Annotated in this window: 20 protein-coding genes and 1 pseudogene; 5 read left to right on the forward strand and 16 right to left on the reverse strand. The window is 60.5% G+C overall.

The annotated features are described in order from the left end of the window. Positions 1-265: 265 nt before the first annotated feature. From LO787_RS23275 to LO787_RS23300, 5 genes are all read right to left on the reverse strand, one after another. A complete protein-coding gene (locus LO787_RS23275) occupies positions 266-787 on the reverse strand; it encodes a lipocalin family protein (protein ID WP_232493340.1) in 522 nt (173 codons plus the stop codon). Between the two features lie 617 nt (positions 788-1404). After that, entirely contained in the window at positions 1405-1857 is a 453-nt protein-coding gene (locus LO787_RS23280; RefSeq protein WP_232493341.1) for a VOC family protein, read from the reverse strand. A gap of 190 nt (positions 1858-2047) precedes the next feature. Beyond that, the gene (gene rpoD / locus LO787_RS23285; protein ID WP_232493342.1) at positions 2048-4078 is read right to left on the reverse strand and encodes an RNA polymerase sigma factor RpoD; all 2031 of its coding nucleotides are present in this window, start codon (positions 4076-4078) and stop codon (positions 2048-2050) included. Between the two features lie 328 nt (positions 4079-4406). Beyond that, a complete protein-coding gene (locus LO787_RS26165; protein ID WP_103095072.1) occupies positions 4407-5111 on the reverse strand; it encodes a cold-shock protein in 705 nt (234 codons plus the stop codon). Positions 5112-5854: 743 nt separating this feature from the next. Next, positions 5855-6118 carry a DksA/TraR family C4-type zinc finger protein gene (locus tag LO787_RS23300; RefSeq protein WP_232496407.1) on the reverse strand — a complete coding sequence of 88 codons (264 nt, stop codon included), beginning with the start codon at positions 6116-6118 and terminating at the stop codon, positions 5855-5857. A 1184-nt stretch (positions 6119-7302) separates the two neighbouring features. Here LO787_RS23300 and LO787_RS23305 point away from each other — a divergent pair. Then, positions 7303-9816, forward strand: a complete 2514-nt coding sequence (locus LO787_RS23305; protein ID WP_232493343.1) for a PAS domain S-box protein — start codon at positions 7303-7305, stop codon at positions 9814-9816. Positions 9817-10023: 207 nt separating this feature from the next. On the opposite strand, the pseudogene LO787_RS23310 reads toward LO787_RS23305, so the two are convergent. The 3 genes and pseudogenes from LO787_RS23310 to LO787_RS23320 all read right to left on the reverse strand — a co-directional run bounded on the left by LO787_RS23310 (position 10024) and on the right by LO787_RS23320 (position 13512). Continuing rightward, positions 10024-11546: pseudogene (locus LO787_RS23310) on the reverse strand (cryptochrome/photolyase family protein). 240 nt (positions 11547-11786) lie between these two features. Then, positions 11787-12533, reverse strand: coding sequence for an SDR family NAD(P)-dependent oxidoreductase (locus tag LO787_RS23315; protein WP_232493344.1), 747 nt, complete (start codon positions 12531-12533; stop codon positions 11787-11789). Beyond that, positions 12523-13512 carry an NAD(P)/FAD-dependent oxidoreductase gene (locus LO787_RS23320; RefSeq protein ID WP_232493345.1) on the reverse strand — a complete coding sequence of 330 codons (990 nt, stop codon included), beginning with the start codon at positions 13510-13512 and terminating at the stop codon, positions 12523-12525. The genes LO787_RS23315 and LO787_RS23320 overlap by 11 nt, the downstream gene beginning before the upstream one ends. 328 nt (positions 13513-13840) lie before the next feature. On the opposite strand from LO787_RS23320, the gene LO787_RS23325 reads away from it, so the two are divergent. Further along, entirely contained in the window at positions 13841-14419 is a 579-nt protein-coding gene (locus LO787_RS23325) for a PAS domain-containing protein (protein ID WP_170065963.1), read from the forward strand. Here LO787_RS23325 and ispH read toward each other — a convergent pair. Continuing rightward, positions 14416-16281 (reverse strand): 4-hydroxy-3-methylbut-2-enyl diphosphate reductase, encoded by a 1866-nt coding sequence (gene ispH / locus LO787_RS23330; protein WP_232493346.1) that lies wholly within the window; start codon positions 16279-16281, stop codon positions 14416-14418. The two genes, LO787_RS23325 and ispH, sit on opposite strands and share 4 nt — an antisense overlap. A gap of 138 nt (positions 16282-16419) precedes the next feature. On the opposite strand from ispH, the gene LO787_RS23335 reads away from it, so the two are divergent. Then, positions 16420-17898: a phytoene desaturase gene (locus LO787_RS23335; RefSeq protein WP_232493347.1), complete on the forward strand. Its 1479-nt coding sequence runs from the start codon at positions 16420-16422 to the stop codon at positions 17896-17898. Between the two features lie 179 nt (positions 17899-18077). Here LO787_RS23335 and LO787_RS23340 read toward each other — a convergent pair whose 3' ends face one another. Further along, on the reverse strand, positions 18078-18437 hold the full coding sequence (locus tag LO787_RS23340; protein ID WP_232493348.1) for a hypothetical protein: 360 nt from the start codon (positions 18435-18437) through the stop codon (positions 18078-18080). A 10-nt stretch (positions 18438-18447) separates the two neighbouring features. Next, the gene (locus LO787_RS26280) at positions 18448-18786 is read right to left on the reverse strand and encodes a helix-turn-helix domain-containing protein (protein ID WP_420847773.1); all 339 of its coding nucleotides are present in this window, start codon (positions 18784-18786) and stop codon (positions 18448-18450) included. 252 nt (positions 18787-19038) lie between these two features. Here LO787_RS26280 and LO787_RS23345 point away from each other — a divergent pair, with 252 nt between their 5' ends. Continuing rightward, the gene (locus tag LO787_RS23345; RefSeq protein ID WP_232493349.1) at positions 19039-19329 is read left to right on the forward strand and encodes a hypothetical protein; all 291 of its coding nucleotides are present in this window, start codon (positions 19039-19041) and stop codon (positions 19327-19329) included. 108 nt (positions 19330-19437) lie between these two features. Then, complete coding sequence (locus tag LO787_RS23350) at positions 19438-19752, forward strand: hypothetical protein (protein ID WP_232493350.1); 315 nt, start codon at positions 19438-19440, stop codon at positions 19750-19752. 727 nt (positions 19753-20479) lie between these two features. On the opposite strand, the gene LO787_RS23355 is transcribed toward LO787_RS23350, so the two are convergent. The 5 genes from LO787_RS23355 to LO787_RS23375 all read right to left on the reverse strand — a co-directional run bounded on the left by LO787_RS23355 (position 20480) and on the right by LO787_RS23375 (position 22749). Then, on the reverse strand, positions 20480-20662 hold the full coding sequence (locus LO787_RS23355) for a hypothetical protein (RefSeq protein ID WP_232493351.1): 183 nt from the start codon (positions 20660-20662) through the stop codon (positions 20480-20482). Positions 20663-20982: 320 nt separating this feature from the next. Then, complete coding sequence (locus LO787_RS23360; RefSeq protein WP_232493352.1) at positions 20983-21249, reverse strand: hypothetical protein; 267 nt, start codon at positions 21247-21249, stop codon at positions 20983-20985. Between the two features lie 8 nt (positions 21250-21257). Then, positions 21258-21518, reverse strand: a complete 261-nt coding sequence (locus tag LO787_RS23365) for a hypothetical protein (protein WP_232493353.1) — start codon at positions 21516-21518, stop codon at positions 21258-21260. A 663-nt stretch (positions 21519-22181) separates the two neighbouring features. After that, positions 22182-22430 carry a hypothetical protein gene (locus tag LO787_RS23370; RefSeq protein ID WP_232493354.1) on the reverse strand — a complete coding sequence of 83 codons (249 nt, stop codon included), beginning with the start codon at positions 22428-22430 and terminating at the stop codon, positions 22182-22184. 82 nt (positions 22431-22512) lie between these two features. After that, positions 22513-22749 carry a hypothetical protein gene (locus LO787_RS23375; protein WP_232493355.1) on the reverse strand — a complete coding sequence of 79 codons (237 nt, stop codon included), beginning with the start codon at positions 22747-22749 and terminating at the stop codon, positions 22513-22515. Positions 22750-22859: the final 110 nt, after the last annotated feature.

Genomic DNA, 22859 nt, shown 5'->3' on the forward strand with positions numbered 1-22859 from the left:
TCGCAAGGTCGCCCGGGAGGAGGAAATGGGTTTACTCGTCGTCCCACAACCGCGCACAATCCGTTCCATATGTGATCGGCCCAATAGTGTTTCCGGACACGGCGCGGCGTCGATGTCTGGCAGAGCGACGCGCTTGCAAGTGCCCAACGCAGTAGGCCGATATTACTGACGCAGATTCAGCGGAACGCCGTGATTTGCGGCGTGTCGGCGTTCTGCCTACAGCTTGGAAGTCCGTGCGCGCTGACCAATGAGGTCTTCCATCCCTTTATGTCGAGGCGAGCACTGTGTCTGAGACGATGTTCCCGCTCTGGCGCGGTGAAATGAGCGCGGCCAGATCAAAGCCCTGTGCAGTCGCGCTCGACAGATAATCGTCGCGCACCTTCGCCGACAGACGAGGCGTACGCGCAAGCAGCCACAGGTTGGCGCGATCCGGCGTTCCGACCAGAGCGACGGTATAGTCCGGCGAGATCCTCATCACCCAGTAGTCACCCTTGGCGAAAGGAAGCCAGCGCAGATATTGTGGCAGGAAGCTGACCTTCAGCCTTGCATTTCCTGCGTCAACAGGAAAAGCCTGTCCGATTGCCTGATCGGGTTCGCCCTTCTTGTCGATGCAGCGGTTGTCGACCCTGATCGATCCGTCCGGGTTAAGCGAATACGTGGCCGTGATGTCGCTCGCCTGTGCATCTTCCCATTTGAGCGGCAGGCGGCAAATCTCGAACCAGGTGCCAAGGTACCGGTTCAGATCCAGGTTAGGAACGGTCTTGATTTCGTGCGGGTCGGTGGTCATCCGGGTCTCCATGGACGGAAGAACCGAGGCGATTGGCACCGGTTCCTGTCTCTCGCCTTACCGGTTCAGGGTTTCACTGTGACAATGGTAAAGCGCCGCTTCATCAACGATCCTTACCAATTCGAAATATGCAAAGTGGATGGTGCACCGGCCTGGCACAGTCGGGTGACCCGAATGCAAGGCCCGCCCCCGAACTACCGCCCTGATCGCGTGGGCGGGCCTTGTTGCCTGATTGAAGGCAATTTTGCGCAGATCAACCCGCGATCAAGCGCGGGGCTTACGCTGCGCCACCTGTCTTTTTGCGGTTGTCTGGCGTTTCGTAGCAGGAAGATGTCGATCTCGCCCTCATAGAATACTGCGATCCTTGCCCTTGCTGTTCCGACAGTCGGTATCGACGCATTTCTCGAGTTGAGGTTCGGATCATGGCTTCGAGCACACTGATTGCGCATCGCTGATGCCGCACAGATCGGCAGCTGGCGCCCTTTTCAGCCGCCGGAGATGCAATCCAAATCTTGGAACCGGAACAACGACCTTACAGAGATTTGGCCTCCAACGCGTTCCAGCGGCACACGTCCCAAAGCGGATATTAAAGTTTTGCCTATTCGCCTCGGCTGCACCTAACTTCGCTTCGGCTCCCAAAGCTCGATTTTGGTGCCGTCTGGATCTTGTATCCAGGCGAACCGACCGAAAGCGTCATCATCATCGCGCTTCAAAATCGGAACGCCGTGAGCGGTAAGTCTCGCGACGATAGCGTCCATGTCGTCCACAGCGAAGTTGATCATAAACTCTCGCTTTGACGGTGCCATGTAGTCACTGGATTCCGGGAGCGGCGTCCAGGAGACCTTTGGAGGATGGCCCGGCGCATCGAACGCCAATGCAGCTCCGCCCCAAGACTGGACATCAAGACCAAGAACTTCTCGATACCAGTTTATGAGCGCCTGCGGGTCATTACTCTTGATGAAAACGCCGCCGACGCCGGTGACGTGACCTGCTTGTTCTGCCATAGCATGTCCCTGACAAGTGAGAGCAAGCGTGACCGCCATCCCGAAATGTGCAAGCTGCTTGACCATGACGATTCCCCAGTAATGCTCCAAGATGGCTGGACATCGAGTCGAGGCACAGGCCAGATTGTTAGTAGGACTTGCGCGAATACGAGGCGATCTGCAACCGCCGCTTACCACCCATCCACGCCATTGAGCCCGCAATTCTGCCCCCGGTGCTCCCCGACCGCAATTCGATCGAATGTCGAGCGGGCCGCGCCTAATCGAGGAATGCGCGCATGATGCGTGACCGGCTCGGGTGCTTGAGCTTGCGCAGCGCCTTCGCTTCGATCTGGCGGATACGTTCGCGGGTCACCGAGAACTGCTGGCCGACTTCCTCAAGCGTATGATCGGTGGGCATGCCGATGCCGAAGCGCATGCGCAGCACGCGCTCCTCGCGCGGCGTGAGCGAGGCCAGCGTGCGAGTGATCATTTCCTTAAGGTTGTTTTGGATCGCCGCGTCCACCGGGATGACGGCGTTCTCGTCCTGGATGAAGTTGCCGAGACTGCTGTCTTCCTCGTCGCCGATCGGCGTTTCGAGTGAGATCGGCTCCTTGGCGATCTTCAGCACCCGCTTCACCTTCTCGAGCGGCATCGAGAGTTTCTCGGCCATTTCCTCCGGCGTGGGCTCGCGGCCCTGATCGTGGAGGAACTGGCGGCTGGTGCGAACCAGCTTGTTGATCGTCTCGATCATGTGGACCGGGATGCGGATCGTACGGGCCTGATCCGCGATCGAGCGCGTGATCGCCTGCCTGATCCACCAGGTCGCATACGTCGAGAACTTGTAGCCGCGGCGGTACTGGAACTTGTCGACCGCCTTCATCAGGCCAATGTTGCCCTCCTGGATGAGATCCAGGAACTGCAGGCCGCGGTTGGTGTACTTCTTGGCGATCGAGATCACCAGACGCAGGTTCGCTTCGACCATCTCCTTCTTGGCGATGCGCGCCTCGCGCTCGGCCTTCTGGACCATGTTGACGATGCGGCGGAACTCGGGAAGCGCCATGCCGGTGGCGGCGGCGATGTCGGACACTTCGACGCGGATGCGCTCGGCAGGTTCAGCCTCGTTTTCCGCGAAGGCGGCCCACTTCTTGTCCTTCTTGGCCACTTCGGCGACCCAGGCGTCGTCCAGTTCCCGGCCCGTGTAAGCTTCGAGGAAGTCGGCGCGCTTCACCTTGTGACGCTCGGCCAGACGCAGCATCTGGCCGCCCAGCGTCGTCAGGCGGCGGTTGAAGGAGTACAGGTTGTCGACCAGAAGTTCGATCTTGGTCGCATGGAACTGCACCGATTCCACCTGCGCGGTGAGGTCTTCGCGCAGTTGCAGGTACTGCTCTTCCTTCGTGGTCGGGAAATCGATGCTCAGCGCCAGCGCTTCGAGACGATCGCTCTGCAGGCGCTCGAAGGTGCGGAACAGTTCGGTGATGAGCGCGAATTTCTCCAGCGCTTCTGGCGTCAGCGCGGCTTCCATCTGGCCGAGGGAGAGGGTGTTGTCCTCTTCATCCTCCTCGACCCTGCGCTTGGGTATCGGGTTGCCTTCCTCGTCGACTTCTTCCGAGTTGTCCTCGCCGGAATCGTCATCGTCCTTGAAGGTCGGACCGGCCGTGGCAGCGGAAATCTCGCCGTCGCCCTCACCGTCCTCGCCCAGGTTTTCCGGCTGCGGCTCCTTGGAGAGCATCGCGTCGAGATCGAGGATCTCGCGAAGCTGCATCTCGCCATTGTTGAGCGCCTCGGACCATCCGATGATCGCGTGGAAGGTCATGGGGCTTTCGCATAGCCCCATGATCATCATGTCCCGGCCGGCTTCGATGCGCTTGGCGATGGCGGCCTCGCCCTCGCGGCTGAGCATCTCGGCCGCGCCCATTTCCTGCAGGTACATGCGCACCGGGTCGTCGGACCGCGCGGCCGTGTCGGCCTTGCGGCCTTCACCAACGCGGCGCCGGGCATTGCCCTCGTCGGACTCCGAATCCGGATCGGTATCGTCGTCGCTGCCATCGACGGCGTCTACGCCATCATTCTCGCTCTCATCCTCGTCGTTATCGTCGTTGTCGATGATCTTGACGCCCATTTCCGAGATCGCGGCCATGATGTCCTCGATCTGATCGGTGGTCATCTGGTCCTGCGGCAGAGCGGCATTCAGTTCCTTGACCGTGATGACACCCTGACTTTTGGCACGGGCGATGAACCGCCCGACCGAGCCCTTGTCCAGGTCAAGAAGAGGAAAGTCGCTGTCGCCGCGGCACTGGTCGTTGGTCATGTAATCCGCTGTCGTCTCTTTGGTTTTTTCATGGCAATGATGGGGCCATGGCCGGTGCAGGTTCTAAGGTCATCACGCGGCAATGAACGGCTGCCGGTCTGCGAATCAAGTAATGTGGCCGATCATCAGTTCCGGAAGAAAGCCGATGCTCGCAGCAGATTATGTGGTGCGGGGCCTGCAGGATGCAAATCCATGCCCCCGCGCGCACTCTATCGAAGGCATACACGCGAAGAAGCTTGGGCTTCCGGATGCTTTCCCCGATCGCGATACGATCGAGGAAAGCCGAAGATGAGGCCATGGCCACTTGCAGCAGCCATGGCCGGATTCGTTAGCGCTGGATCAGGTTCGCGGCAGATGCCTTGCCGCGGCGGTCGATCTCGATCTCGAATTCGAGCTGGTCGCCTTCCGAAAGGCCGTGCACACCAGAGCGCTCGACGGCGCTGATGTGCACGAACACATCGGGCTGGCCGTCATCGCGTACGATGAAGCCGAAGCCCTTGGCGGCGTTGAAGAACTTGACGGTGCCGCTGGCCTTTTCGCCAGTCGACTGGCGCGGAGCCGGAGCACGCTCGCGGCGCTCGGCCACGATGACCTCGCCGACTATGGTCAGTTCGGAAGCGGAAACCTTGCCGCCTCGCTCGACCAGCTGGAACTCCAGTTGCTGTCCCTCCGCCAGCGTTTCGAGGCCGGCGGACTGCACGGCACTGATGTGAACGAATGCATCGTCGCCGCCGTCTTCAAGCTGGATGAATCCGAAACCCTTGTCGGAGTTGAAAAACTTGACCGTGCCACGCCCCTGACCAACGATCTGGCCTGGGCCGCCACGCGAACCGCCGCCACCACCAAAACCGCCGCCGCCAAAGCCACCACCGCGCGATCCACCGAAGCCGCCGCGCTGGCCGCCACCAAAACGATCACCGCCACCTCCAAACCGGTCACCGCCGCCGAATCGATCGTTTCCGCTGCCCCAGCGATCATCACCGCCGCCGAACCGGTCACGGCCATAGCCACGATTTCCCCTGTCGAATGTCACTGTCTAAACACCTTTAGCTACGCTCAAAGAAACCTGTCCTCGCGCGTGAACGTGGCACGCAAGGTCGCGCAGCCTGTCGCAAGATCCATAATAGAACAAGATAGCAGTGCAGGGCTGCGAGTCGAGCGCATCGATCCCGATACTTTCGCGCGTCATCGTGCCCTGACGCCTGCCGAAGCCCTCAGCATCGCGTGTACGATCCCTTGTCTTACTCCTTGCCTTTTTCCGGAATTTGGGTTGCCCGGGCGCATTTTTGTTTTTCACCGTCGATCCGGGAATGGCGGAAAGTCCGCACCGCTCCTTAACGGTTGCCCGCTTTGATTAAAGGACGGAAGCTCGCGCGAAAGAGAGGCGAAATCCGTTATGTGCCGAATCCCTTCGGGCTATCAATCGATCGTCACGATAGAAATATTCAAGGCGCAGGTCGTCTAACAGATGTTCGATCGCAGCGCGCTGCGGATCCGTACCACTGAGCCTGAAGTCCCAATTGCAGTGGGGATGGGTCATCCTGTCTCTCACGATGACCTTGCCAAGCGCATGACGCCACGTCTGCGAGGTGCCACCTCTTTCCCGGACAAGGCGAGCCACAGGCAAGTGTTCGAGATCGGATGCCGTCATCCCTGCCACTTAGCCCCTGTCGGCAGCTAATCAACTGGAGCTTACTACCGGACCCTGACCGCTCTAGAGCGGGCCTTGAGGACAAGCTGCAGAGTTGCAAACGTGAGCCCACACACGGGGTCCCTTCACCGCAACTGGCTATCTTTGCTGCCTCTCCGGTTGATGTGGGTATGGACGATGGCTTTATCCCGCTGCCCTTGGCAAGTGACGCACGTGCGTACACCTGGCAGTGCTTTGCGCCGACGAGGGGGGATTTTTTCCCCGCAGTCTTCACAATGTTCTAGCCCCTCGCCGACTGGCATGCGCGCACGGGCACTGCGGACGGCGTCACTCACGGTATCGTCGATCTGATCCTGCACCGCGCCATCGCGCGACCATCCTCCGGCCATATAGATTTCCAATCATCTTTCCGGCCTGACGTGGGAACCCGATGCCTGCGGTTCAATAGCGGCTACTCATTGCCATACGGGCCGCATGGAGCAGCCTCGTGCGACTGCCTCCTAGGCGAACCTCGGTAGATTCCTTTGCTGGCGCCTGCCAAGCAATGTTGTGAAGCAATGCGGAGCCTGTTGAGGCGATAGTCACCTTCCGGTCCTTGAGTGCTTAAGGTTGGAGCATTTAGGGGTTGAACGCTTCGTTATCGTCTCGACTTGTTAAAGCGGGCTGACAACGATGCGGCGACAACCAGCGCTTTAGGCGAAGGGGCGATGATATTCTCGGGATCAAACTTCAGACTTTCCGGTTGAGCATGAGGTACAGGATATACGGCCATGCGCGAAGGATCGAACCGGTGACGGAGTTGGAACGTCTGGAAACCAGAATCCGAATGGACATGGCCGAAATCGGTCAGCCTCTGGCAATACGCAGCGCTCTGAGCATCGCCCGGCGATACGCGCAACACGGATATGACGTGCCAGAGCGAGAAATCGAGGCTGCTGTTCGCCGTATAGCCCGCCCCTTACAATTCACGGTATTCTAAGCTCGTCTGTCAGACGTCGTCGACAGGGAACCATCTCCCAGGAGGCACGCCGAACCAACGCGCAATTTACACCGTGCCGACTTTCAGGCGATCTTAGTTCTACGAAGCCGCGCGACACATGAACCCTCTCGTCTACGTAGGCGGATCTCGCGGTGATCCGCCCGCGAGCCCAGGAATTCGCTGCTCGGCAGTGGCTGGCCCGCCATTGATCTCGAAACCAAGCGCGGTGATGAAGGGGGAAGCGCGTCTATCGCATATGCCCTGCTCACACCGCCCGCTGCCGGTCCTGTGGGCTGCAAGCGACAACGCGGCGCACGTGCTGACATAACGCGATGATACCACGCGCCGACAATCGCCGGAAAAGGCGCCGCTCGCCGCGTAATGAAAAAGCCTGATGAAGCGGTCGCTTCAGGATCGCTTTCATCTGCATTCCCCCGAAACTCCGAGGCCGCTGCGCAATAGCAACTCTTTGCCTCACCCTCGGAGTTCCGAGTTTCCAGAACAAAGCGGCTTCGGCTATGGCAACGGCGATAACCAAGCGCGCGCCCCCTTGTCATACCGACGATTCGAAAGCGGCTTTCAAGGTCCCGATGCATGTCCTCAGTACCGATTTTTGACTTCTCGCCTGCTTCGGGTGCCCTGCTCTTCCTGCGCGGAGGCGGTGCGTGCGCGCAGCTCATCGAAAGGCAGGACTGGTCGGCCACACCGCTCGGGCCGATCGACCAATGGCCGCAGTGCCTCACCAGCGCGCTATCGCTGGTGCTGCGCTCCCGCCTTCCCATGGTTTTGATGTGGGGGCAAGGCGGCGTCATGCTCTACAACGATGCCTACTCGAATTTCGCGGGAAGCAGACATCCTGAATCGTTAGGCTCATACGTTCGCGAAAGCTGGCCGGAGGTCGCCGCGTTCAACGACACGGTGATCAAAGCGGTCCTCTCGGGCGAGACGCCGAACTATCACGATCAGGAAATGACCCTGCTGCGCAATGGGGCCCCGGAGCAGGTGTGGATGGATCTGGATTACTCCGCGGTGTGTGATGCCGAGGGTAATCCCGCAGGCGTCATCTGCATTCTTTCGGAAACGACCGAGCGGGTTGCGGCGCAGCGACGCAGCGCATTTCTGCTTGCCCTTTCGGACGACCTGCGCTCGCTCAGGACGCCGGCCGAGATCACCAGCCTCGCCGCGGCCCGTATCGGGGAACTGCTCGACGCCAGCCGCGTCTTCTATGCCGAGATAACCAGTACCGGCATGATGACGGTCGAGCGCGATTATGCGCGCAGCGTCGGCTCGATCGCGGGAGTGCATTCGCTGGCATCATTTGGTCCCGACCTCCTCGCTGCTTACCGTAACGGCGCCCCCGTGGTGGTTTACGACATCCCCGCCGATGAACGCCTGAGCGCTGCGGCCCGGGACGGCCTGTCCGCCCGGGAGGTAGGCGCCTTCATTGATGTTGTCCTGTTCGAGGAGGAGCAGTGGGTCGGCCTGCTTGCAGTCCAGAACGCCACGCCGCGCGTATGGAACGAGGCCGAGCAGATGCTCGTCCAGGAAGTCGCAGAACGGGTGAAGGCGGCGATCGAGCGGGCGCGCGCGGAGCGCGATCGGCTGTGGGATCTGTCGCAGGACATGCTTGTGCGCGCCGATTTCGCCGGAATGATGTCGGCCGTCAATCCGGCGTGGACGCGTGTTCTGGGCTGGAGCGAGAACGATCTGCTCACGCGCGGTTACGCCAGCCTCATGCATCCCGAGGACAGGCCGGGTTCGCTCGATGTGATCGGCCAGATGGCGCTCTCGCGTGAACCCGTGCGCTTCGAGAACCGCATCGCCGCGCACGACGGTGGCTGGAAAACCATCGAATGGATCGTCGCGCCCGAACCTGACGGCATCAACTTCGTGGCGGTGGGCCGTGATCTCACCGATGCCAAGGCGCGCGAAGCCGAACTGGAAACCGCGCAGGAGGCCTTGCGCCAGAGCCAGAAGATGGAGGCCATCGGGCAACTGACCGGCGGCATTGCGCACGATTTCAACAACATGCTTACCGGGATCATCGGCAGCCTCGACCTTATTCAGCGCAATATAGCGGCAGGCCGGCTCGACCGGGTCGATCGCTACATCGATGCCGGCAATGCGTCCGCTCAGCGCGCCGCCGCATTGACAGCGCGCTTGCTGGCATTCGGCAGGCGCCAGTCGCTCGACCTGCGAGTAACCGACATCAACACCCTGGTGTGCGGGATGAGCGACTTGCTTGAACGTACTCTGGGCGAGCAGACGGCGCTGGAGACCCATTTCAAGGCGGATCTGTGGCCAGCGTCCACCGATACGAATCAGCTTGAAAGCGCGCTGCTCAACTTGTGCATCAACGCCCGTGATGCGATGCCCGATGGCGGCAAGCTGATCATCGAAACCGACAATATCCATCTGGACGAGCGATACACCCGCGCCTATCCCGATCTTCAACCCGGCGAGTACGTGGTCCTGAGCGTTAGCGACACTGGCATTGGCATGTCGCCATCGATCGTCGAAAAGGTCTTTGAACCTTTTTTCACGACCAAACCGGTCGGTCAGGGTACAGGGCTCGGGCTTTCGATGATCTATGGGTTCACGCGCCAGTCCGGTGGACACGTGCGCATCTACAGCGAGCTGGGCCTTGGAACCACGGTCAAGCTGTTCGTTCCGCGAGCCCACGGCGAGACGGAAACCGTGCAACGCGGATCGCCTGAGTATCCTATGGGACTTGGCGAGACGGTGATGGTGGTCGAGGACGATCCGTCGGTGCGGCTTATCATCACCGAGGTGCTCAAGGATCTGCAATACAATGCGCTCGAGCTACCTGACGCAGCGGCCGCGATCCCTCTGCTGCAATCTGACGAGCGCATCGATCTTCTGGTTACGGACGTGGGCCTGCCCGGCATGAACGGCCGCCAGCTTGCGGAGATCGCCCGTGAGACCCGGCCCGGGCTCAACGTGCTTTTCATCACAGGCTATGCGCCCAACGCCACGACAAGATCGGGCTTTCTCGACGAGGGCATGGGCATGCTGACCAAGCCTTTCGCAGCCGACACGCTGGCTACGAAAGTCCGGGAGATGCTGATACGCGAAACATCGGTTTGACGAGGCGCAGCCGATACTGGGCGATGGGCCTTTCGAATTGCGCTTTCGCAGGCCTGATCCCATCCCCGCTCCGCAATTACGCATTACCGGTCTTCTTATGCCAAAGCCGAAAAGGGTTCTGCGGATATGGCGCAAACGCCGCGACGCGGGCGTGATTTTCCAAGGGCAATGATCGCGACCTATCCACGTACCGCATTCCCGGCCATGCTATACGATCTGACGAAGGAGCTTTTGTGCCTGCGTCAAGACGGCCGCCTGATCCTCGCTGCTCTGGCTATCCCAAGTGCGATAGGGCATTGTCAGGCGGTGATTGCCCTTGAGCCTGTCACGGTGCCGAGCGAGGAAATCCCAGTAAAGCGCATTGAAAGGGCAAGCCTTGTCGCCGACCCGCACCTGCACCGAGTATGCGCATGCACTGCAATAATCCGACATGCGGTTGATGTAGGAACCGGACGATACATAGGGCTTCGAGCCTGGCAGACCACCGTCGCCGAACTGGCTCATGCCGAGCGTATTGGGCAGTTCAACCCATTCATAGGCATCGACATAGACCTCAAGATACCATTCGTGGACATGCCGGGGATCGGCGCCGATGAGCAGCGCAAAATTGCCGATGATCATGAGCCTTTGAATTTGGTGCGCATGCCCTGTGGACAGGGTCTGCCCAATTGCCTCGCGCAGGCATCGCATGTCGGTTTCGCCAGTCCAGAACCACGCGGGCAAAGGCCCGTGGTGATTGAGGAAATTGCGTGCCACGTATCGGGGCCCCTCGCGCCAGTAAATCCCGCGCACGTATTCGCGCCATCCCAGGATTTGCCGGATGTAGCCTTCCACGGAGTTGATAGGCGCGCGGCCCGCCCGGTACTCCGCTTCGGCGCGGCGGCACAGATAAAGCGGATCGAGCAGCCCCGAATTGATGTAGGGCGAAAGTATCGAATGCCATAAAAACGGCTGGCCGATCAGCATCGCATCTTCGTAACGGCCGAAATCAGGAAGGGCGGAGTCGAAAAAGTGGTCTGCCTGCCGCCGAGCATCGGCAGCGGTGACAGCGTAATCGAAATCGTCCAGCGATCCCGGATGGTCTGGGAACCGCTCCGCGACGAGGGCGAGGACTTCGCGGGTGATGGAATCCGGCTTAAAGCGCAAGGGCCGCGGCATGAACAGGTCGGCGCCTGCGGGCTTTCGGTTGTCCTTTTCATAGTTCCACCGCCCTCCGGCAGGCTTGCCCTCGTCGAGCAGCAAACCGGTCTTGCGCCGCATGGCCCGATAGAAGAACTCCATGGTCAGCTCGCGCCGTCCGTCAGCCCATTCCTCGAACTCGGAATGCGTGCACAGAAATCGGGTGTCCGACCGGACTTCGACGGGCAGTCCGAAAAGGGCTGCCAGCTTTCGAGCATGGCCGCGACGCGCCACTCACCCGCTTCGGTAACGATCACCCGATCGGGACGATGGCGATTGATCGCCCTGGCAACCTCTCCAGTGAAGCTGCCGCTGTTTTCAGGATCTTCAAGATGAATATAATCGAGTGTCCAGCCGGCCTTAAAGAGCGCTTTGACATGCTGGCGCATGGCGGACAGGATGTAGGCGATCTTTTTCTTGTGATGGCGCACATATGTCGTCTCCTGTGCCACTTCCATCATCAGAAGAACGGTTTGGCTCTGTTTAAGTCCGGCAAGCGAGGACAAGTCGAAGGAAAGCTGGTCGCCAAGCACAGGCACGAGAGTTTTCATTAGAGTCCGTCCTGGAACAGGAGGTGGTGCTGCCCGACCAGCCTCGCAATGCACGCGCTGCCGGACACCCTCATCCTTCCCCCCTTCTCGCTCCCGCTATCCGCTCGGGCCCCTTTTTCGCTTGCGCTCGATCTCGGGCCCACACGCAAGCGCCGTGAAGGTGTAGCCTCAGTCGCTGTAAAACATGCGCTAGCTTCCGATCTGGTGCGCATTTTGGGCCATTCCGGAAAGGTTTCCGCCCTAGTCCGGCAGACGCGTGCCATCCCAGGCGAAGAGACCGCCGCTGTCGGCTTTTTCCAGGCGGTCGACGACGTTGAGCAGGCGCTCGGCCGCATAATCCGGTGTGAAAAGCTGTCCTGCCGGCACACCGCGTTCGAATGGCGCGGATAGCCTGCTTTTGACTGTGCCGGGATGCAGTGCGGCGACAATGACCTCAGGATGGGTGCGCGCCATTTCTATCGCGAAATTGCGTATCATCATGTTCAATGCCGCCTTGCTCGCCCGATAGCCGTGCCATCCGCCCAGCCGGTTGTCCCCGATGGAGCCGACTTTCGCCGAAAGCACGGCGAAGACGCAGCGCCCCTGCCGTGGCAGCCGCGGCAGCACGTGTTTGGCGATGAGTGCAGGACCGATCGCATTCACCGCGTAAAGTCGCGCAAGCGCCTCGGCATCGAGTGCCCGCACTGTTTTTTCAGGGACAATGGCCGATGCCTGGTCGTGCAACAAACCCGTACAAACCAATACCAGGCCAAGCGGCGGCGCCAGCTCTGCGGCAGCCGCAGCAATTGACGCGTCGTCGTTGAGGTCGAAGCGGAATGGCGTGCATCCGGACGGGAGGCCCACGCCACCGCGCGATCCGGCCATCACCGTAGCGAAACGCCCGCTTCCGGCCAGCCTTGCTGCCGCCGCTGCGCCGATAGCCCCACTGGCGCCGAATACCGCCGCCGTCCTGCCCGTGATGCCTTGTCCGGCTGCCTCATCCTGCATCCCTCAAGTCCTCCACCAGATCCGGAGCTTCCCAATCCATCAAGGTTTCCCGCATCCTTTCGGCAAGTTGGATGCCCGATAGCCATGCTCCCTCGACAGTGGGTTCGGTGCACCAGTCTCCGCATGCACCCAATCCCAAGGAAGAATTCCAGATGACCTGGTCCGACTGACCGCAGGGCCTTGAGAACCGCCACCTGTGAGCCTTGATAAACGTATGGGCCGGGAGATCAGTACCGATCGTTTCAGCAAGTTCCGCAAGCAGCTGGATTGCGACGTTGTCCGCCGAACTCTCTAGATGCTTTTGGGACCATTGCGCGCTGGCGTGCAGGACCCAGCATTCTGCCTCACCTCGGCCCGGCTTGGAACGGTTGTTCGCAATCACGGAGAAGATCCCGGCATCCGTCGCGAGATGCCCGGATGGCTTCAGGGGGCGGCAAAATTCGACCATGACCGCCCAGCAGGGAAAAGATCGTACGGAGGCGGCATGGCGCGCGGCCTTCAGATCGTGCAGGGCAAGCAGCGGCGCAGCCTGCTCGGCCGGTACGGCGACCACCACACCATCAAAGGGACCTGCCTGACAGCGTTCCCCCTCTATCACCCATCCACCGTCGGTCGTGACAAGTGATTGGACGGAAAACCCGAACCTCACGTTGAGCCCTCTGCTCTGTTCGGCAACGAGGCTTGCCATTGACGGGATGCCTACCAGCGCGTTGCGCGGACCGTCATCCCAACGTGCAACCCAACCGGCCTCGCGCCAGCGCATGACCTCGGCACGAAAGCGCGGATCGCGCGCTGTAAACGACGGTGCCCCCAAGTCCCAGGAAGCGTTCCCGATTGTCACGGTGGCCAGACGCCCGCCGGGGCGCCGCCCTTTGTCAAATAGCACGATATCGCCAATCCCGCGCAGTTGCTCGGCACAAGCAAGCCCTGCAATGCCTGCCCCAACGATGCCGATCCGCCGGCGCACGCCGCGGCTCATCTGCTGCGCACCTGTGCCTCATTGGGCATTTGCCCGCGCCTGCCGACATTATCCAGATACCACGCAGGCGCCCTGGTGGTCATCATCTCGCGGTGCCGGAACCTGCGCAAAGCATTACCGACAGATTTTTCTGTAAGCTCAAGAGTGGTTTGCCTCTTATCATCGTGCTGATGATCCGGCGCAAACCGCGCAGACATAACCTTCATGGCGTTCTCTCGAAAGGTTGGCCGCCAGCCGAGCGCATGCGGACGTTAGAGAAACGTTCTAGGCATCTCTTCCGCTCTCTGCGATATGGCCTAACGGGAAGGGAAGCACAGTGCTAAAGACCTTGGATCCGAACGCATTGATAGCGAATAGCCGGGTTGCAGCCGTGGTGAGTGACCCTTGCCTGGCAGACAATCCGATCGTCGCCTGCAACGAGGCGTTCCTCGAGCTGACAGGATATTCCAGGACGGACGTAATGGGTCGCAACTGCCGGTTCCTGCGCGGCATGCGGACCGAAGAAGACCAGGCCGCGATGCTGCGCGATGCAATCGCGCAAGTCCGTCCGGCGATGGTCGAGCTCATCAATTATCGCAAGGACGGCACGGCGTTTCGAAACGCCGTAATGGTCGCCCCGTTATTCAACGGCGACGGGGAGATCGAGTTCTTCCTCGGCTCGCAAATGGCCATAGACGAAAGGCAGCCCAGTCGCCACCAGCAAGCACGGGCGCGGATCGAGGGTCTGAGCCGGCGTCAGCTCCAGATAGTCCAGGCACTGGCACAGGGACGCTTGAACAAGCAGATTGCCTTCGAGCTGGGCGTGACCGAGCGGACCATCAAGATGCACCGCGCCGCGCTCCTGCGCGCACTGGACGTCCGCACAGTGGCGGAGGCGATCCGGATCGCGATCGAAGCCGGTCTCTAAAGCGTGCGCCGAGCCGCGAAGCGTGCCAGTTCTAGCAGGCAAGCGGCTCTGTCACCAAAGGGTTCCAGGGCCTTAGCGCAGGACGCGAGAAGACGCTGCGCCTCCTGCGCCGCCCCCTCGGCACCAAGAACCGAGACAGCATTCTTTCGGTTTTTTGCGGCGTCCTTGCCCAAGGCCTTGCCGACTACCCGCTCATCGCCGACCGCGTCCAGCAGGTCGTCCTGCAACTGAAACAGCAGACCGAGGTCTTGCGCGAAGGATAACAGTCCTGCGTTGCATTGGTCATCGGCGTGACCCAGAAGAATGCCCGCTTCGACGGCATAGCGTATGAGTGACCCGGTCTTGCCGGCCAGACAGGCGATCAATTCCGCCGAGGAAATTATCTCGCTCGGGTAAAGGTCCATCATCTGGCCGCCGGCAAGCCCGTCCTGACCCACGCTTCGAGCAAGGCGCAGCACTAGTTCAGCACGCACGCCCGCATGGTGATGCGTACGGGGATCCGCCAGTATCTCGAACGCAAGCGCGAGCAGTGCATCCCCGGCGAGCAGAGCAGTGGCTTCGTCGAATTGGCGGTGCGCCGTTGGCCTTCCGCGCCGCAGGTCGTCGTTGTCCATGCAGGGGAGATCGTCATGAACGAGAGACTGGGCGTGGACGCATTCGATGGCTGCCGCAGCGCGCAACGCCATGCTTCTGGTCCCGCCCAGCATCTGCGTCACCGTAACGGTGAGAGCGGCGCGAAACCGCTTGCCTCCTGAGGTCGCTGCGTAGCGCATGGCATCGGCAAGACGCAGACTTCGCGCGGGCATATCGCCGATCGCCTCGAGAATGGCCTCGTCAACATCCCGGCGGATGTCTGCCAGGATCGCCGCGGCATCGGATCGCTCGCGGCCCGGAAGTGTAACCGGCACCGGTCGAAATCTCATGCCTTCCTCCGTTCCGGCCACCTCGCTGAAACCGAACCCGTGTTCACGCAGCCAGGCGCATACTTCCTCGATCACCTCGTCAGGAGCCGATGCTGCCGCGCTGAGACCAACCCTCATGGCGGCAGCGGGGAAACGCGATGCCAGATCGTCGGCGCCTTCGACCAACAGGCCCTGAGGGCATCCGGCAGCAATCGCGGTCTCGACGAGCCGGCGCGCATTCGATGACATCGGATCGCCAACGATCACCACCACATCGCATTGCGCAGCGATCTCGACGACAGCGGCCTGGCGGTTGGTCGTTGCATAACAGATGTCGCTTGTGCGAGGCCCCGCGCAGTCCGGAAATCGGGTCTTTATGGCCTTGATCATGCTGTCTGCCTCGCCGACGGAGAACGTGGTCTGAACCGCATAAGCAACCGGCGTGTCGTCAGGAAGTATTAAGGCATTGACGTCCGTCACGGTGCCGACCACCGAAATACTTGCGCGGGGGACCTGCCCAATTGTCCCAATGATCTCCGGGTGATCGAGGTGTCCGACGAGTACGACATGTCGGCCCTGCAGATGCCACTGGACTACTTCGGCATGCACCTTGGCTACAAGCGGACATATCGCATCGACAACCCGCAGCTTGCCCCGCCGAGCCGCCTCTTTCACAGCAGTTGCGCTGCCATGGGCGGAGAGGATGGTAACTGCGCCTTGCGGTATTTCGCTCACATCCTGAACGAAAACTGCCCCAAGGCGCTCGAGACGCGCGACTACCTGGCGATTGTGCACGATTGCGCGGCGAACGTAGACCGGGGCGCCATGGGCGGCCAATGCGTCTTCGACGGCGGCTATAGCCCGCCGCACACCTGCACAGAAGCCACGCGGATTGGCTAGCAGCACCGACTTGCACCCAGCCGCGTGTCTTTGATCGAGATACAAGCTTTGTGAAACCATTTTCGTATTATCCTAACTCACTGGCACTGTTTCGTCTTTTTGCCCGGATTTCCACCCTCCCCTTTGGACAGGTAGTGCTATGGGGATCATCCGGTACGACATGGAATCATCCGGCCCTCCAAGAATGGCGACATTTTCATGCCTTCCAGATCCTGCGCTATTGTCATCGGGTCAGGCTTCGGCGGATTGGCACTCGCGATCCGTCTGCAGAGCGCGGGCATCGACACGACAGTGCTCGAAGCGCGCGACCGCCCTGGCGGCCGCGCCTATTGCTGGAAGCGGGAAGGGTACACCTTCGATGCCGGTCCTACTGTGATAACCGACCCGGCTTGCCTGGAAGAACTCTGGGCACTGTCGGGGAGCCAAATGGCCGATGATGTGACCTTGCGGACGGTCGACCCGTTCTATCGCCTTGTCTGGAACGATGGGACGCAGTTCGATTACTCGAACGACGATGCCCTACTGAAAGCAGAAATCGGCAAGCTCGATCCGCGGGATGTCGAGGGCTACAAACGTTTTCTGGCCTATTCCCGCGCGGTCTATCAGGAAGGATACGTGAAGCTTGGCGCCGTCCCGTTCCTCGACTTCAGAAGCATGCTGAAAGCGGCGCCCGCATTGGCCCGGCACAAAGCCTGGCAATCGGTGTATGCAACGGTTGCCTCTTTCGTGCGAAACGAGAAGTTGAGGCAGGTGCTGTCCTTCCACACATTGCTGGTCGGCGGCAATCCCATGAAGACGAGCAGCATTTATGCCCTCATTCACCATCTTGAAAAGCTGGGCGGGGTCTGGTGCGCAGCAGGCGGCACGAATGCGCTCATCGACGGGATGGCGGGGCTGTTCGAACGTCTGGGCGGGAGGCTGGTGCTGAACGAAAAGGTCCAGACAATCACGTACGAGGGCAGCCGGGTAACGGGCGTGGTCACCCAGTCCGGGCGCCGTTTCAGTGCCGACCAGATCGCCAGCAACGGGGATGTCGTGAGCACTTATGCGACGATCACCGGTTCCCGCTATGCCGCTCGCAAATTGCGCTCGCTGAAGTCCAAGCGCTTTTCACCCAGCCTGTTTGTGGTGCACCTTGGCTTGAAGGGTACGTTCCCGCGGATTGCCCATCATTCGATTCTGTTTTCGGATCGCTATGGGCCGTTGCTTGACGATATTTACAGGCACGGCCGCCTGCCCGAAGACCCTTCGATCTACTTGCACAATCCCGGCGCCAGCGATGCGAGTGTCGCCCCGGCTGGTAGATCGGCGTTTTATGCGCTGGCCCCCGTCCCCCACCTGGGTGCCGCACCGATCGATTGGGCCACAGAAGGAGATCGCTACCGGAAGATCGTCATCGAGCGCATCCGCGCCACGCTGATCCCGGACATCGACGATCGCCTCGAGGTCTGCTTTCACTATACGCCCCGCGACTTTGAAAGCGATCTGGGCGCTCATCTGGGCAGCGCTTTCAGTCTGGAGCCGACACTGACGCAAAGCGCGTGGTTCCGCGCCCACAACCGCGACGATCATTTCGGCAATCTCTTCCTCGTGGGCGCAGGCACCCATCCCGGCGCGGGCATTCCCGGTGTCGTCGGAAGTGCGAAGGCAACAGCAGGATTGATGATCGGACCATAAGTGCCGCCGTTGTATGCGGCACGTGAGCCGTGCGGGGTGTGTGCGACGGCATCAAACGGGTCAAAAGTCGGCAGGGTACCTGAGTGATCGCAGCCTCAGGCAGTGATGAAGCAAAGTGCGCAAGCGGTTTCCAATATCGCGGAACACCAACACTCTCCGCCCTATCGGAGCGATCAGAATCATTGCTGTTCGAGGGCGGACGCCTGGCGACCAAGCTCATTCGCCTTTTCACTCGCAGCTTGGCGGATTTCCTTTGCCTTCGCTTCCAGCTTGTCAGCTTCCGCATCTGCCTGCTCTTCTAGCAGTCGGCCCTGATCCTTGAGGGCATCGGCCTGCGAAGCGCGCATTTTTTCCTGAGCACGGTCAATTCGATCGGCTGCGGCTCCTGCCTTTTCCGCAGGCCCGCCACCCTTGTATTCACGCCCTGCTGCTTTGGCAGCGGCCTCGTCTTTTTGGGCCCCAGCCTTTTCCTTGGGTCCGTCACACCCGGCCACGAGCAATGCGAGTGAGGAGGCGCAGATGATGGATAGCGTCTTCATGCCAGTCTAACTAACTGCGCGCGGTCGCGTTCCGCTTATTCACAGAGCGCCGATACAGATCGCGGCGCATGTTCGTCATTCGGCAATCCGACCAATCATTCGCATCACTGCTGCGGGTAGATGTCATGCAGGACGAAATCGAAATGGTCCTCGGTTGTCGTCGCGCAATCGCCCCCGTCTCCCGCAGAATTTGCTCATCTTTCACGATGAAGACACCCCGGCGCATCTCTATCGTTCCGGGCACACGCAACCGGGAGATCACGCGCGTCACGAACGATCGGCCAACACCAAGCACCCCGGCCAGTTGCACATGGGTAAGCGCAAACTGCGAGCCACGCGTCCTGCTCATCGGGGCATGGAGCCGTTTCGCCGCGCTTTATGTGATCATCTGCGTGGCATTGCAGGGAGCGGTCTGGAATACCTGGGAGAGCAGGCATTCCGAATAGCGCGAGAACCAGTGGCGAAGCGTTGGGAAGTCGAGCGCAAAATTCTCCGGGCGATAGATTTATCAGAAACTTAACTGGACTAACGCTGGTTTCGGTCCAGATACACGGCTTGGCCGCATTCGCAGTTCGGACTCAATCTCGGAGGCGTGGGAGATATGTCGTGGAAGGACGACGACCGGATTAAGGAAATAGAGAAAGCACTTCTAAGGGCCGAGGGGGCTCATTATGCGCTGCATGATGTTCTCGCCCGCGCATTGGGCCGGCTGCCTACTGCTGATTACGATCAACTCATGCGCTCCTTGGCCAAGCAGGCTGATGACCTCGATCCACGCCTTGGGGCGGATCGGATCGCAGGTTATCGCGATGAGCTTGCATCGATCGCGGACGAGGTCGAGCACGCACGGCCTCCGACCTCGGGCCTGCTGGGCAGACTTCGCCGAATCTGAGCGCGCTCGATCCCGTCAGCAAACACGACAGGTTCGCGGTTCGATCGCGATGTGCTATGCAGCCATGCCGCTGCGTGCTTGTGCATTTGATGGTCGCGCATAGAACGATTGGAAGAGATTTTGCCTGCCCACGGCAGCGACGATCCGTCGCGCGAACTCACCGAAGGCGCGCTTCTCGCATTACGAGAGGTGGCGATACAATTGCTCAAATGTATCTCAGAGGAAGACATACGCACGGCGATCAGGGAGGTGCTTGAAGACCTGCCCGACCGTGGCGAGACGCTTCCCTCCAGCATCGCTGAGAGCTATGCACAAGAACTGTTTGCGCTACAACGCGAAGTTGACCGATTAAAGGACGGAGCGAACGCTTTGATCGCGTACCTCGACGGGGGAATCGATAAAGGTGGGCCCACGGGCGGCTAGTTAACGCCGGCTGCGAGCGCTGCATCGCCGCCCACCCATTTCATGCACCTCAATCAATTTCCAGCAAGCGCGGCGTCGATCATTGCAGTCCATGCCGCCCTAAAGTTATCGGCGACAGTCGCGCTGGCAAGATCCGTGTTTCCAGATCCGCACATTTCTTCGGCGGGCTACGGATTGTGCCGAGTGCTTCTGAGCCTCAGACCGATATTTCATCCCCTCCGGCCCGGCGTTCATTCGTATGACGGCCCGAGATCGAGCGGCCCTGCCCGCCGGTTCCAAGTGCCGCTCCAGACCTCACCGGCGCGCCAAATCGTTTTCGCTCCTGTTCGAGCTTTCTGGCGACGTGCTATTCGCCGGCAAGCGCCTTCTCAATAAGGCGCCGGATAGCCTCAGGTCGGGTGGGATGTCCGAACTCGCGCTCCCGCCACGCATCGATTCTTGCAATCAGATCCGAATGCATCGAGATTGTTTGGCTGATCGACCTCTTCCGAGCCTTCACCTTATGGATCATTCTCACGCCGTTTCGTTTCGGGTTGCTGCGGCGGGGCGAATGAAGTTTGTCGGGGGGACTGGCTAATTTCCCACCGCAGCGGCCCATATGTGTACAAGTGAGCGCTTCTTCTCAATTTGCATGCGATAAGGCGTTTACGCAAAGCGATAATCCGCCGTCCAAGTTCCGCCCCCAGTGCTGATAAAAGCAGATGGGACACGGCATCCGAGTCTCGGGTCACGGCATCCTCTTGGTTTCAGTCTCTGTCGGCTCCGGCAAACCGAGCCTCTGATCCAGAATCCTGTTATACGCTTCCAGCAGATCAACGACGCTTTCGATCGGAAGTCTGGTATCGGCCCTTTCAAGAGCCTCGCTAACGTCGCCTTCCGTCGCTGCGCGCAGGTCGTCGATGATGTCCATTGCTCTTCCTCGTTAACTGCGGAAAATCAACTTGGATCAATCAGGAGGAGTTCCTGAGGCGTGTCAGTGCCGACGCGCTCCGTGCTGTGCCCGCAAGAGAATGGTCACCTTGTCAAAGACCGACAGCCATCTGGCCATCCCCGTATAATCGCCGCTGCCTGACATGCTCTGAATATGCTGGCTGACGACACATGCGACGCTGGGACCGAGCTGGTCGGCCAATTCGGCGGCATAGATCCATGCCGCTGCCACGGTCGGGAGATCTCCGGCGCTCATGCACTGCCGGTCGAACGTGGGGACGCGGTAACGGCGCGACGGCATCACAGGTCGAGCAGCGATAGTTGAGGCTGGTCGTCCGCCGGGGCGCTTCCGGCACGATCAAGCAGGCGGGCAGCGGCTGCGGCATCATTGAGGTCGATTTCCTCGATCATCACCAGGTTGCGGGTGATCTCGACCTTCTCGCGCAAGCGCTGGAGCACAGCGGGGAAGATGTTGCGCAGTTGACGGCAGTCGTCGGGGGTGGCGCCGTCGCGATCGGCTTGTGTAAAGCGGTGCTCCGCCAACGCGATCAGCGCGTCGTCCGTCATCGGGCCCGTCATAGTGCTGCCCAGTCCATTTCAGCGTCATCCACCGCATCGAACATCTCCGGATCCGCACCGGTATCTCCCAGCCGCTTGCGTACCGCATCCGCATTCCCGTCCTTTGGAAAGCCCCTGTCCGATTTCGCGATTGTCGCCAGCTGGCCGATGGAGCCGCCCCGCTCTACCTGCTGAAGAACCCACTGTCCGAACGGCACCGGCTTTTCCGGCGCGTCGCGGACATCTATGCGAAGGTCGTCACGGCTGGGCAGTTTCATCTCGACACATCCTTCTTTTCCGAATCGCTATCATGCGCTCATAGCATGTTCGATGTTTGTTCTCACAGCCCTTGCCCGCGTACCCTGACGCCATGACCTGCCGGATCTGCACCGCCAACCGGGATGCGCTGGCCAATGAGCTGACACATGAGATGTGGGCCTCCTGCATCGACAGCAAGCCCGGCAGGGAATGGTCGGCAATACGCCGCCCCATTCCTGAGAGTTGGATACCGCGACCACACGCGCGATGGCGTAGGCATCCATTCCACAGCCGTCTTTTTTCCCGCATGAACCGCGGTGCAATCGACATCCTCGATGCCGCTGCCGTCGAAGCGGGCAAAACGCCGATGCCTCCGAGACCCATGGTGTGACCGGCGCCAGCTTGGCCGTCAATTGCGGGAGTCGCAGAGGGATGACAGGTCGAGCGGTTCTGGGCATGAATAACGACGCAACCCGGCACACATGGAATGGCCCCCTTTTGTCGGACCCGAGACATCCAGATTTACCTCCACCGTTGGAAGCTCGTTGCTGGTCAGCGCGGGTAACGGACTTTGTCATGATGCGGTGCAGCAATGTCGTGTAGATATGCCGAGCGACCCGAAGGGCTATGCCCTTGAAACAACTGGCCCGGCCTGCCTTCGCAGCGCTGGGCCTCTTTGCATCTCAGCTTTTCCGCATTCGCCGGTGAGCCTGCCTCGCCAGCAAAACCATAATCTGATCGGTCGGAAGCCGCGCCGACACGCTATTCCGGAGCGCTAAGCCGTTCGTGGCGTCATCGACGTTGTGCTCGAGGCGTAAGCGCCCTTCCAGCGCAGCAAGATCGTTGCTGCTGTGGCACTCGTCGGCGGAGAAGATTGCGAGCGGTTCATTCGTCTCGACGTTGACCAAGTAGAAGTAGGAGAGCGGAATCACGGCATAGTCCTCCGACCCTCGTCGTTCGCCTAAAGAGTGTTCGCCAGCGCGGGGACGCTTCCACAGCTCGGTGGGGGGCGACCTAGGCCGCGCCGCCATTGTGTTCGGTTTTGAACTTTGGATTGCGCTGAGTGCCCGCCTGCTCGGCATCGGCTTCGTCCAGCGGATGCTTTCGGACAGCCACCCCACCAGGCTCCGCCCTCGGCGTGGCTCCGGTGTCGCTGCGGCCCTCAGTGTTCTGGCCCGGGTTCTGCCTTTCCTCGCGCTTATCGTCGCGATGGGCCTTATCCTCATGACTGCGCTGGGTGGGGTCGGTCATTGGTCGCGCCTCTTGAATTGCAATGCCGTCTCAACGGGGCAGCCCCCCCTACGTTCCATCGCGGCAAGAGTGACAACCGGCCCCCTTCATCATCCCTGCATGTGCAACCT

The organism is Novosphingobium kaempferiae (genome assembly GCF_021227995.1).
Classification (GTDB): Bacteria; Pseudomonadota; Alphaproteobacteria; order Sphingomonadales; family Sphingomonadaceae; genus Novosphingobium; species Novosphingobium kaempferiae.